General features: G+C 43.6%; 11 protein-coding genes. 3 read left to right on the forward strand and 8 right to left on the reverse strand.

All coding sequences use genetic code 11. The features are described from left to right. Positions 1 to 25 precede the first annotated feature (25 nt). The 4 genes from D0C36_RS06525 to D0C36_RS06540 form a co-directional block, all read right to left on the reverse strand. On the reverse strand, positions 26 to 2,830 hold the full coding sequence (locus D0C36_RS06525; protein ID WP_233524424.1) for a TonB-dependent receptor: 2,805 nt from the start codon (positions 2,828 to 2,830) through the stop codon (positions 26 to 28). A gap of 117 nt (positions 2,831 to 2,947) precedes the next feature. Continuing rightward, positions 2,948 to 3,361 carry a helix-turn-helix domain-containing protein gene (locus tag D0C36_RS06530; RefSeq protein ID WP_147321943.1) on the reverse strand — a complete coding sequence of 138 codons (414 nt, stop codon included), beginning with the start codon at positions 3,359 to 3,361 and terminating at the stop codon, positions 2,948 to 2,950. A gap of 100 nt (positions 3,362 to 3,461) precedes the next feature. Beyond that, positions 3,462 to 3,863 carry a hypothetical protein gene (locus tag D0C36_RS06535; protein ID WP_117390742.1) on the reverse strand — a complete coding sequence of 134 codons (402 nt, stop codon included), beginning with the start codon at positions 3,861 to 3,863 and terminating at the stop codon, positions 3,462 to 3,464. Between the two features lie 2 nt (positions 3,864 to 3,865). Then, positions 3,866 to 4,402 carry a hypothetical protein gene (locus tag D0C36_RS06540; protein ID WP_117390743.1) on the reverse strand — a complete coding sequence of 179 codons (537 nt, stop codon included), beginning with the start codon at positions 4,400 to 4,402 and terminating at the stop codon, positions 3,866 to 3,868. 152 nt (positions 4,403 to 4,554) lie between these two features. Here D0C36_RS06540 and pruA point away from each other — a divergent pair, with 152 nt between their 5' ends. Then, the gene (gene pruA, locus D0C36_RS06545) at positions 4,555 to 6,186 is read left to right on the forward strand and encodes an L-glutamate gamma-semialdehyde dehydrogenase (protein WP_117390744.1); all 1,632 of its coding nucleotides are present in this window, start codon (positions 4,555 to 4,557) and stop codon (positions 6,184 to 6,186) included. Positions 6,187 to 6,347: 161 nt separating this feature from the next. On the opposite strand, the gene can is transcribed toward pruA, so the two are convergent. From can to D0C36_RS06565, 4 genes are all read right to left on the reverse strand, one after another. Then, positions 6,348 to 7,010 (reverse strand): carbonate dehydratase, encoded by a 663-nt coding sequence (gene can, locus D0C36_RS06550; protein WP_117390745.1) that lies wholly within the window; start codon positions 7,008 to 7,010, stop codon positions 6,348 to 6,350. Positions 7,011 to 7,018: 8 nt separating this feature from the next. Then, on the reverse strand, positions 7,019 to 7,777 hold the full coding sequence (locus D0C36_RS06555; RefSeq protein ID WP_117390746.1) for a YoaK family protein: 759 nt from the start codon (positions 7,775 to 7,777) through the stop codon (positions 7,019 to 7,021). 108 nt (positions 7,778 to 7,885) lie between these two features. Beyond that, positions 7,886 to 9,532 carry a SulP family inorganic anion transporter gene (locus tag D0C36_RS06560; protein WP_117390747.1) on the reverse strand — a complete coding sequence of 549 codons (1,647 nt, stop codon included), beginning with the start codon at positions 9,530 to 9,532 and terminating at the stop codon, positions 7,886 to 7,888. A 135-nt stretch (positions 9,533 to 9,667) separates the two neighbouring features. Further along, positions 9,668 to 10,000: a hypothetical protein gene (locus D0C36_RS06565; protein ID WP_117390748.1), complete on the reverse strand. Its 333-nt coding sequence runs from the start codon at positions 9,998 to 10,000 to the stop codon at positions 9,668 to 9,670. A gap of 104 nt (positions 10,001 to 10,104) precedes the next feature. On the opposite strand from D0C36_RS06565, the gene D0C36_RS06570 reads away from it, so the two are divergent. Further along, complete coding sequence (locus tag D0C36_RS06570; protein WP_117391390.1) at positions 10,105 to 11,646, forward strand: acyl-CoA carboxylase subunit beta; 1,542 nt, start codon at positions 10,105 to 10,107, stop codon at positions 11,644 to 11,646. A 274-nt stretch (positions 11,647 to 11,920) separates the two neighbouring features. Further along, positions 11,921 to 12,286 carry a hypothetical protein gene (locus D0C36_RS06575; RefSeq protein ID WP_117390749.1) on the forward strand — a complete coding sequence of 122 codons (366 nt, stop codon included), beginning with the start codon at positions 11,921 to 11,923 and terminating at the stop codon, positions 12,284 to 12,286. Positions 12,287 to 12,313: the final 27 nt, after the last annotated feature.

Consider the following 12,313-nt stretch of genomic DNA (forward strand, 5'->3'; position numbering starts at 1 on the left):
GTAGTTTATTAACCTTGTATTAATACTACAGGGTGTAAGTGAATGATGCTGTATAAGTAGAACCTACACGGTAACTGCTTTGCGTATAATCACCTTTGTCAAACCTCTTGTTATTGTTATCATCAAAGAAGAAGGTGAAACGCTGGTTAAGAATATCGCCTGCGTTGATCTTGATCTCGCCTTTACCTTTAAGAACTTTTAAGCCTAACTGGGCATCGATAACATCGCGCGGCACATCAAACACATTCTTGTAAAGTGCACCTGCAGCAAGGCTCAATCTTGGGCCCACACGGTTGTACAATGCGTTAAATATTAACTTGTTGTTAAGGAAGCTGTGTTGTACGCCTGCGTTAATAACGTAAGGAGCCTGGCCAAGCAACGGGCGATCTTTGTATTGCAGGTTAATACCCGCGTTAACAGGGTTATCTGCTACTGATTTAGCCACAGATACGTTAGCATAAACAGTAGTGTTTTTCAGGAAATCAGTAGGTTTAATAAAGTCAAGAGATTTACGCGCCTCTAACTCCACACCGTACACATTGGCACGTGCACTGTTAAAGTACTGGATGATACGGGTTGATGTACCATCACTGTTAAATGCTTCGATGGCGTTTTTAAATTTCTTATAGAAACCTGATACCGAAAATATCTGACCGGCAGAAGGGAACAACTCAAAACGAACGTCGAAGTTATCGATGTTGGTACGCTTTAAGTTAGGATTACCTTGCTGGAACGCCAACAGTTCATAGTCATAATATTGAGACGTTGCCAACTCTCTAAACTCAGGCCTTGCCAATGTACGTGAGTATGATGCACGCAGGTTGATCTTTTCGGTAAGGGCATAAGTAAGGTTAGCAGACGGCAATATGTCGGTATACTGCTGGTGCACATTATCGCCGGGGTTTTGGTAAGATATCGGCGTTACGTTGGTTGTAAATTGCTCAACACGTGCACCCCAAACAAAACGCAATTTTTCGGTAAGCTTGTTATCAAGCATTAAATAACCTGCATTGGTGGTTGAGTTTGCCGTATAAGAGTCAGACGGGGTAAGCGCAACCTCGGCCAGTTTGTAAACGCCGCGATTGATAAGATCTGGAGCAAACAAGGTGTTTAAAGGGCGTTGCATTATCTGGTTCAACTCATCAAAATTATTAGGGTCGTTAGCAAACGCATCTGCAAACAATGGGCCTACGAAACGTACATCATACCTTCTTGTACGGTAAAGGCTTGATACCCCTGCTTTAAACGTTGATTGGGTAAACAACTTCACAGGCATGCTGTAATTTACACCGCCTGAGTATGAATCCTCATTCAGTTTACCAAATAAGGTTGAGTTCTCTTTAGTAAGTGAAGTAAGCTGCGCACGGAAAGGCTCGCCTGAATTTGTTTGGCGGGTATAAAGCGCTTTACGCTGACCAGGCTGGTCATTAAGTACGTTACCGTAGCTCAATTCCCAGTTTAACTTAGCACCTTTCTCGCCTATAGGGTGGTTACCTTCTAAGGTTGATTTTAATAAGGCTTTTTGCTGTAAGTCAAACGCGTAATATTTTACGTCAAGATCTGAGTTGTTATGCCCCTCGCGACCAAGATATTGATCGTCATAAATTCTGTTGTAAACGTTTTTGAAGGTGATCTTGTTCTTACCAAAGGTGTAACCCAGGTTTAACAAAGCACCAACGTTGGTACTGAATTTATAAGCGTCATCATTGTATTTATACTGATAAAAATCGCGCTGAATATCGCTGTAGATATTTTGCTGGTTACGGTAAGTAAGTGCAAATATGGCACCGAAACGGTTACCGCTTTCCTTAGCATCATGCACGCGACCGATTGAGAACTGGTAGTTCTGCGTAGGCAGTGCAGTGTTAACGTAGCGGTTCCAGTCATTAGGCATAGCGCGTAAATTGGCATTGCTTTGCTGTTGAGTAAGTGCATTAGTAGTAACCTGGTCTGTAGTAGCAAAGCCATTTGGCAATTGGCGTTTACCATTATCAAAACCAAAATAGTCTGATGTGTTACGCGGGCCGCTAATGAAATCCTTACCGGTTGATGCCGTGTTGTAACCACCTGCAATACCAAATGAGATAAAATTCTGGTCTGGTAAGTCTTTTGTTTGGATGTGGATCAAACCACCGGCAAAATCGCCCGGGTTATCCGGAGTAGCCGTTTTGGTTATGGTAAGGTTCTCAACAAGGTTTGACGGAACAATGTCAAACGAGAAAGCCTTACGGTTATTCTCGGTACTTGGCAGCGGGCCACCATCTAATAATGCAGTGTTGTAACGATCACTTAAACCACGGATAACCACGAACTTGTTATCCTGCACAGTAGCGCCGCTTACGCGCTTTAAAACATCAGCAGTGTTACGGTCTGGTGAACGTTTGATAACTTCTGATGAGATACCATCTGAAATTGATACACTATTCTTTTGCACCGCATATAATGATGCAACAGAAGCCTGCCTGTAAGTGGCTCTTACTACAACCTCTTTTAAAGCGGTTGATTCTGAAGCCGAAGCAGTAATGTTTAGTGCAGTTACCTCACCTGCTTTAACCTCAACATCTGAAACAGATTTGGTTTGGTAGCCAATGTAACGTACTAAAACTGTGTATTTGCCAGGTTTTAAGCCTGAGAGGGTGTACTTACCGTCAACATCAGTAGCGGCACCGGTGGTGGTACCTTCAATGTTTACAGTAGCGCCGATAAGGGTTTCACTTGTTTTTGCATCGATCACCTTACCGGCGATCTTACCCGTTGTTTGGGCGTAAGCTCCATTAAACAACAGCGCAACAAGCATTAGGGTGCTAATAGCGTAAATAATTTTTTTCACGTGTATTAATTTAATACCGCAAAACTATTACCGCGATGTTAGTTGAATGTTACTACTCTGTTACCAAAACAGGCACTTAATATTAAGTCAATGTTAAGATATTGAAGAAAGTTTTTGTTAGCCAGCCTGTTGCTGCGGGTTGCCAGTGGCACCTTTCATTTCCTGCAATTCCAGCTCATAAGCGCGCATACGGGCGTGCAGGATATCCACTTCGGTACGCAGCATTTGAATCTCGGTAATGAGCTTGGCCGAGTCCTGCTTGTGGATCATTTTATCGCCTGTACCCAGTATCAGCCACTCGGGCGAGTACTTTAACTGGAAACAAAGCTTGCGGATGAGGTAATAACTCACGTCCTGTTTCCTGTTGATCACCTTGCTGATAAAACCCTGGTCTACCCCTATAGCATTAGCAAGAGCCAATTGCCCGCCATGTTCTTTCACAATAACCTTCAGTCGTTTTACAACAGCATCATCAGACATGCTGCAAGTATAAACATTTTTGGCAAAGTGGGTATATGGGGTGTTTACCATTACGCATATGAACGAGCATGAACAGGCGTGAACGCGGGGATAATGGATTATTTGTTGCTTTTAAAATGAAGAGGATTTCAATTATGGTATTTTGTATTAGCTAAAAAAGATTAAGGTTGCTCGACTCTTCGCCTTCATCGTCTCCTAAAAAGTCCTCCATAAACTTGTCTATATTTGACACCTTATATCTTACGCTTTCGTATAAATCGAATATAGGCATTTCATAAGGAAACGTCCATTCCGAATTCCCCCATATCCCTACAAATTCTAACCTATACTTATCAACCCACTCATAAATATCTTCATCATAGTACGATTTATACTGAAATCTATACAATCTTAATTTCTTCTCTAGAACCTGAGTAACAAACACATCGTCTATTAAATTTTCGCTTCCTGACAAAGAAGAAGGTTTCTCTCTGGTTATACTCCAAACAATTTTCCCTTCTTTGGTATCACGATTAAACTTTGCTACTATTTTATACGCCTTACTATTATTCATCTTTATAAAGATTTGTCCTTGTTAAGCTTAATGTGTTTTAATTGTACACCAATTTCGACAAGACGGTTATAAACCAACCAAACATCGTTATAATTTGTCTGATACAACCCTTTTGGCTTTTGGATAATTAATGAAATTAAAGAAGTGCCAACAATAGAAAAATTAACGAATGGCAAAACCTTCTTTCGTTTAAGAAATTTAATTAATCGCCTGCTTTTCCCTTTTTCACCGTAACTAAGTTTAGGTATTATTTTCTCAAGTTCAATTTGGCATTCTGAAAATTTTGTTCTTATTAAATCTCTATTGTTATCATAGTCATTCAAAGCATTACTAATTTGTGATGCAATTGATTCAAGATTCTTTATATGTTTTACAATCGTTTTGTCGAAAAGATAACCTAATTTGATTTTTTCAATATCAGATCTAATAAATAAACTTAGAATAAAAGCTCCTGTAGAGCCAACAAATCCCAAAATGCCTAAAACATTTGACCACGCGCTTAAATCCCACTCTTTAAAAAGCTTATCTATCAAATCCAATTTTTGAGAGTTAAGAAGCTAAAATAAGAAACTATTTGATTTTTTCAGAAATCCCCTCTCATCACCACCCTGTCACAATCTTATTATAACATTTTACGGGTTGGCACTTCAGCTGCAAAAGCCCTATCTTTGCGGTCTCAACACAGATCACTATGTTAAAAGGATTTTTTAACGTTCCTGTGCCTGTAAATGAGCCGGTTTTAAACTACGGCCCAAACAGCCCGGAACGCGCAGCACTTAAGGCTGCACTCGAAAAAGCTCGCGCACAACAAATTGATATACCTATGTACATCGGCGGCGAAGAAGTTCGCACCGGTAACCTGAAAGAATTGCGCCCGCCACATGATCATCAGCACCTTTTAGGCACTTTCCATTATGGCGATAAAAGCCATGTTGTTGCTGCCATTGATGCTGCCCTGGCTGCAAAGGCCGACTGGGAGAACCTGCCATGGGAACAACGCGCAGCCATATTTTTAAAAGCTGCCGAACTGGTTGCAGGCCCGTACCGCGCTATCATCAACGCGGCTACCATGCTTGGCCAAAGCAAAAATGCTTACCAGGCCGAAATTGATGCTGCATGTGAGTTTATCGACTTCCTGCGCTTTAACGTGCAGTACATGACAGAGATATACCAGCAACAGCCGCCTGTATCTGGTAAAGGTATCTGGAACCGTTTGGAGCAACGCCCTTTAGAAGGTTTCGTGTTTGCATTAACACCTTTCAACTTTACGGCTATTGCGGGTAACCTGCCTGCTTCTGCAGCCATGATGGGCAACGTTGTAGTTTGGAAACCTGCCGATACGCAAGTTTACGCCGCCAACGTGATCATGCAGATCTTTAAAGAAGCCGGTCTTCCTGATGGTGTTGTTAACCTGATCTATGCTGATGGCCCTGAGGTTGGCGATGTAGTATTCAGTCACCCTGATTTTGCGGGGATCCACTTCACTGGTTCTACCAAAGTGTTCCAGCACATCTGGGGCGAAATTGGTGCCAACATCCACAAATACAAAACCTACCCGCGCATTGTGGGCGAAACCGGTGGTAAAGACTTTGTATTAGCACACCCAAGTGCCGATGCTGATGTGGTTGCCACTGCTTTGTTACGTGGTGCTTACGAGTACCAGGGGCAAAAATGTTCTGCTGCCTCACGTGCTTACGTGCCTGCAAGCCTGTGGCCTGCGGTTAAAGAGCACATGGTACGCGAAATGGCTACTTTTAAAATGGGTCCTACCGAAGATTTTGAGAACTTTATTAATGCCGTTATCAGCGAAGTATCGTTTGATAAACTGGCTAAATATATTGATGCTGCTAAAACCGATGCAGGCGTTGAAGTGGTTGCCGGTGGTAACTACGACAAAAGCAAAGGCTGGTTTGTTGAGCCTACCCTGCTTAAGGTTGACGATCCTAAATACGTTACCATGTGTGAGGAGCTATTCGGCCCGGTACTTACCCTTTACGTTTATGAGGATGACCAATTTGAGCAGATCATGGACGTGATAGATACCACATCTATCTATGCCCTTACAGGTTCTATCATCTCGCAGGATCGTTACGCTATTGCACAGGCAACACAACGCCTTCGCAATGCTGCAGGTAACTTCTATATCAACGATAAACCCACAGGTGCCGTTGTTGGTCAGCAGCCATTTGGCGGTGCAAGAGGTTCGGGCACTAACGATAAAGCCGGTTCAATGATCAACCTGCTGCGTTGGGTATCTCCACGTACCATCAAAGAAACATTTGATCCGCCAAAGGATTATAGATATCCGTTTTTGGCGAAGTAAGAGAATCAAGAATTAAGAGTCAAGAATCAAGATAAAAAGCAAAAGGGCCAATCCGTACGGATTGGCCCTTTTTTACACGTACGTCATTGCGAGAAACGAAGCAATGACGCGTGGGTTTGAAAGTCTTGATTCTTGACTCTTAATTCTTGACTCTCTTCAAATTATTTATCAAACCTAAACACCTCAGCTAACTTAGAGTTGTTGTTGGTGCTTACGTTCATATCGTTAATTAAACCGGTTGATAGGCTGTAAACCCAGCCGTGTACGCTAAGTTCCTGGCCTTTTGCCCAGGCGTTTTGTACGATGGATGTTTTAGCAAGGTTGTTAACGTTCTCAATAACGTTAAGCTCAACCAGCCTGTCCTGGCGTGCACCTTCGTCAGTGATCGCATTTAGTTCTTCAGCGTGTACGCGGTAAACATCTTTAATGTGGCGCAGCCAGTTGTCTATCAAACCGAATTGTTTGTGGGTCATGCTGGCAATAACACCACCGCAACCGTAGTGGCCGGTTACAATTACGTGTTTTACCTGCAGTACGTTCACGGCATAGTCAAGCACGCTCAGCATGTTCATATCCGTATGGATAACCATGTTGGCAATGTTGCGGTGAACAAAAATCTCGCCCGGGTTGGTACGAGTTATCTGGTTAGCCGGCACACGGCTATCGGCACAGCCTATCCACAAAATGGGTGGCTTTTGGCCGTTGGCAAGCGTGGTGAAAAAATCCGGGTCTTCTTTTAAAGCATCGGCTACAAATTTCTTGTTACCTTCTAAAAGGCCTTCGTAAGTTATATGACTGGTGTCATGAATTAATTTTGCACACATAATAATTATTAGTTTTTAGGTGATGAACTTTTGATTTTTGTTGGATAAAATATCTGAAATATCTTGTGAAAAAACACAGGCAACAGGTCGAAATAAAGCACGGTTAGCAAAATGACCGGCACAAAGTAAAACACTTTAAACTCGTACAGGCCAAAAAAGTAACCGCCAATAAACCCGCCAAAAATAAAAAAAGTAAGGATGGTTAATCGTACATAAATTTTATTCCGCACTTCCTGGCTTGATGCGGTACGCGGGTGCATCCAGTCGGCCAGTTCGCTGCCCAGATCTGTGAACAATCCTGTCAGGTGCGTGGTTTTGATCAACCCGCCCGATATGTTAGATACCAGGCTATTCTGCAAACCCATAGCAAACAGCATAGCACCGATCACGATCTGCCGCTCCTGCAGCGTTTCATTGTAAAAATGATTGCCATAAAAAGCAACAAACAGCAACACCAATATCTCGAGGATGATAGGTACCGAATGCGCCCTGTAATAGCTAATATGCTGTAACGACTTTACAATAAAGTTCGATACAAACGCCCCAAACAGGAACATCATCAGCCATATCCCGAATACGATAATAGAATCATAATTCTGACTAACGATATTCTTGGCCAGATTTGCCACGTGCCCCGTAATGTTTGAGGTAAATGCCAGGAAAGCCAGTAGCCCGCAAACATCAACAATGCCCGCCACAAACGCGGTAGACGATGACAGCATGAGATTTTGCTTTAACGTACGTTTCTCTTTGGGTTGCCTTAGCATATATTATTGTTTGCTGTGTAACAGCATTACTAACAAGGAGTTTGCCAAAATCAATAAAAACCCCGGCCGTTTTACCGGGGTTTTGAGGACAGATGCAGGGATATATACTTAGTTTATTGTTTGCTCTACAGTTTCAATTGGCTGTGCAGTGGTTTCGGGCTTGTAAACCATGTCTTTTAAAGGCGGCACATCATAGCGCTCCTTAATATCTTTAAGCTGCACCACAATGCCTTTGGTGTAGGCGTTATGGCGATAATTATTGATGATTTCCAGCACATCAGGATCAATGTAGCGTGAGTTGGAGCCATCTATTACCACGTCGGTTCCTGTAGGTAAACCGGTAAGCGTAACCTGTATGGCTGCTTTATTAAGGAACGATACCTCTTCGGCCAGTTTTATAGTGATAGTGTCTTTACCGCCCCTGCTGCTGATGTGATAGAAATACGGATTACGCATATTGGTGCGCAGGATATAGAAAACACCTACCAGCATGCCAATCCCTACACCTATCAGCAGGTCGGTAAATACCACCGCCAGTATGGTTACCACAAAGGGAATAAACTGATCAAGTCCTTTATGCCAAACGTGTTTAAACAGGCTTACACGGGCCAGTTTATAACCTACGGTAAGTAATATCGCCGCAAGGCACGAGAGTGGGATCTTGTTCAGCAGCGTCGGTATCGCCAATAAACATATCAGCAATAAAAAGCCGTGGAAAATGGCGCTCATTTTGGTACGTGCACCTGCACCAACATTGGCCGATGAACGTACGATAACGGCCGTCATGGGTAAACCGCCCAAAAAACCGCTCACTAAGTTGCCGGCACCCTGGGCAATCAGTTCGCGGTTTGTAGGCGATATTCTTTTAATGGGGTCAATTTTGTCTACCGCTTCTAAACTCAGCAGGGTTTCTAAACTGGCTACTATGGCAATAGTGGCTGCTACTATCCATACTTCCTTGTTCTTTATCCCCTCAAAATTCGGCGATTTAAATAGCCCGAAAAACTCATCAGTATTATTCACAACCGGTATCTGCACAAACTGCTTATCAAGCAATGCAAAACCGGTCCCTGCAAAAACCGCCGCCAGCGTAGTACCCACAACTACAACCAGCAGCGGCGCAGGAATAACAGCAAGTTTTTTGACCTTTGGCCAATAAACCATTATAGCTAAAGAGACAGCGGCAATAACCACAGCCCCGTAATTGATCTTTCGTAAAGCGTACAGTATGCCCGAGAAGGTATTCTCGGTATCCATCTGGCTAAAGTCCTCATCGCCCTCAAAATCCTTATCGTACCCAACAGCGTGTGGGAACTGTTTCATAATTAAGATGATGCCAATGGCAGCAAGCATCCCCTCAATTACTGATGACGGAAAATAATTAGCGATGGTACCGGCTTTAACCAAACCAAGGATGATCTGCATAGCGCCCGCTATCATGATGCAAAGCAGGAAGGCTTCAAATGAGCCAAGTTTATGAATGGAGTTTAAAACGATAACCGTTAAACCCGCGGCAGGCCCGGCCACACTTAGTTGCGAGCCGCTAAGCGTACCTACTACTATACCGCCTACAATACCTGCCAAAAGGCCCGAGAATAGTGGTGCACCCGATGCCAGCGCAATACCCAAACACAAGGGCAGCGCTACCAGGAACACCACTAAACCCGAAGGGATATCCTTCTTAAGGTTTTTGGCCAGGAAATATTTTTTTAAATTAAGATCGCCCACAGGGGTGCCACCTTGCTTAGTTTGCATAATGATTAAATAAAAAAGTCAACTGTGATGATTAATACTGTGCTGCAGAAAATGCAGCGAAACAGGAACTTACGCGCAGGCAAAATTTTGCTTATGCGGCAAGCCACCGGATAAGTGATATCCGGCTAAATAAAATTATGCGTTGGGAGGCGGGGTGGGAACAACCAGGTGATACACCTGTTGGTAAAGCGACCGTTCCTGGTTATGCAGGATGTTGGTCTCTAATAAATAAGGGCGATAGATGGTTAAATGAACAAGGTTCTCGTCAAAAGCTTTCTTTTCTTTAAAAGCATCTTTCTCGGGGTCTTCCTTTTCGTTCTTGGTTTCATGCTCTAATTGCATAATAACCGCCCTTACGTGTTTGTTATCCAGGCATAAAAACACGGGCGCAATTGATATGAACATCTTTGCTACAAAGATGCCCAGAAACAATGTCGCTATAGCGTGTTTAAATAACCTGCTTTTCATGCTACACAAATATAACATATTTTGGCAATGCAAAACATACACAGGCAACAACGCCGTTGTTATATTTTTATTACCTAATTTTAGCCATCACCAAACACTACACCGTGAACAAAAAGCTGGATACATTACAACAAAAACGCGAACAGGCACTGGAAGGCGGCGGCGCAGCACGCATTGAGGCGCAGCACAAAAAAGGCAAACTAACCGCCCGCGAGCGGCTTCATTTCCTGTTGGATGAAGGCAGCTTCCAGGAAATAGGCATGTTTGTATCGCACCGCTCTACCGATTTTGGGATGGAGAAAGAAAAGTATCCCGGCGATGGTGTGGTAACCGGCTACGGCAACATTAACGGCCGTTTGGTGTATGTTTTCTCTCAGGATTTTACTGTTTTCGGCGGATCATTGTCTGAAACCCATGCTGAGAAGATCTGTAAAATAATGGATCTGGCCATGAAGAACGGCGCCCCCGTGATAGGTCTTAACGACTCGGGCGGTGCGCGTATACAGGAAGGCGTGGTATCATTAGGTGGCTACGCCGATATATTTTACCGCAACACCATGGCCAGTGGCGTTGTTCCGCAGATCTCGGCCATTATGGGCCCATGTGCGGGCGGAGCGGTGTACTCCCCTGCCATTACCGATTTTATTTTGATGGTAGAGAACACTTCATACATGTTTGTTACCGGCCCTAACGTAGTGAAAACCGTAACGCATGAGCAGGTAACCTCAGAAGAATTGGGCGGCGCACATACCCACGCTACCAAAAGTGGTGTAACGCATTTTGCATGCGCCAATGAGATTGCCGCCATTCAGCATATAAAACAACTGCTGAGCTATATGCCGCAAAACTGCGAAGACCGCGCACCATCTGTACCTTACGAAGCTAAAGATGAAACCCGCCCGTCGTTGAATGACGCCCTACCGGAGAATGCTTCGCAACCTTATGATATCCGTGAAGTAATTGAGCAGGTGATAGACGGCGGATCATTCCTTGAAGTACATAAAGATTTTGCCGAGAATATTGTGGTAGGTTTCGCCCGATTGGCTGGCCGTAGTATTGGTATTGTGGCTAACCAACCAATGTTTTTGGCGGGGGTGCTGGATATCCATTCATCAACCAAAGGCGCACGTTTTGTACGTTTCTGCGATAGCTTTAATATTCCGCTGCTGGTATTTGAGGATGTACCGGGCTTTTTGCCGGGCACCGACCAGGAATGGAATGCTATTATCACCAACGGCGCCAAACTGCTTTATGCCTTCTGCGAGGCTACCGTGCCACGCATCACTGTCATCACCCGTAAAGCCTATGGTGGCGCTTACGATGTAATGAACTCCAAACACATTGGTGCCGATATGAATTACGCCTGGCCAACTGCCGAGATAGCCGTTATGGGTGCCAAAGGCGCTGCCGAGATCATTTTTAAACGTGAAATAACCACCGCCGAAGACCCAGAAGCCAAATGGCGCGAAAAAGAGGAACAATACGCCGGCATATTCGCCAACCCCTACCGCGCAGCAGAGCGTGGCTTTATTGACGAGGTGATAGAACCATCAGAGACACGCAGCAAACTCATCCAGGCCTTTAAAATGCTGGAGAATAAGGTAGTGAACAACCCGAAAAAGAAGCATGGGAATATACCGTTGTAGGGGAAGAAAGGTTAAAGGCGAAAGGTAAAAGGTAGCTGCAACTGAGCTCATTGCCGTCCCTTTCAAGGGACGGTTTTAAACAAACTCCTAATGGCTTTAGCCTAAAATAGCAATAGTCTGTTTTGGCTAAAGCCATTCTTGCGTGCTGGTTATCCGTTGGCTAAAGCCAACGGCAATGATGTGGGTCATATTTTTTCACCATTATTCGATGTTCGATTAAAAACTTTAACCATCCAACTAAAAAAGTAATTTTAAGAAAATCAAATCTCAACTGATGGACAATAGTCTTGATAAATTCGGAAAATTCTTAGTAGAAAACCTACGCGACAGTGGTATAAATCATTTTGAATTACTTTTAAAAGCCCAATGGAAAGCCCCTGCACTTCAAAGCATCCAAAACGAGCTCGGCGAACTGTCAGATAGTCAAACAGAAACCGTAAAAAAAGCCTTTATCGCATCTATAGACAGCGCTATTCACGATTTCCTATTCGCTTTACAAGAGCAGGCCGATTTTAAAAACGAGATCAGGATAATGGTAGACAACAACAATATCGCTGAACTTAGTGATGGCATTCATGGCGAATCATATTCTGATGATGGATGGAACGCTAAATACAGTAAATATGAAATGATCGAATAGGCATCCTCACTTCATCATTCTCAACTC

The sequence above is a fragment of the Mucilaginibacter conchicola genome (genome assembly GCF_003432115.1).
GTDB lineage: Bacteria > Bacteroidota > Bacteroidia > Sphingobacteriales > Sphingobacteriaceae > Mucilaginibacter > Mucilaginibacter conchicola.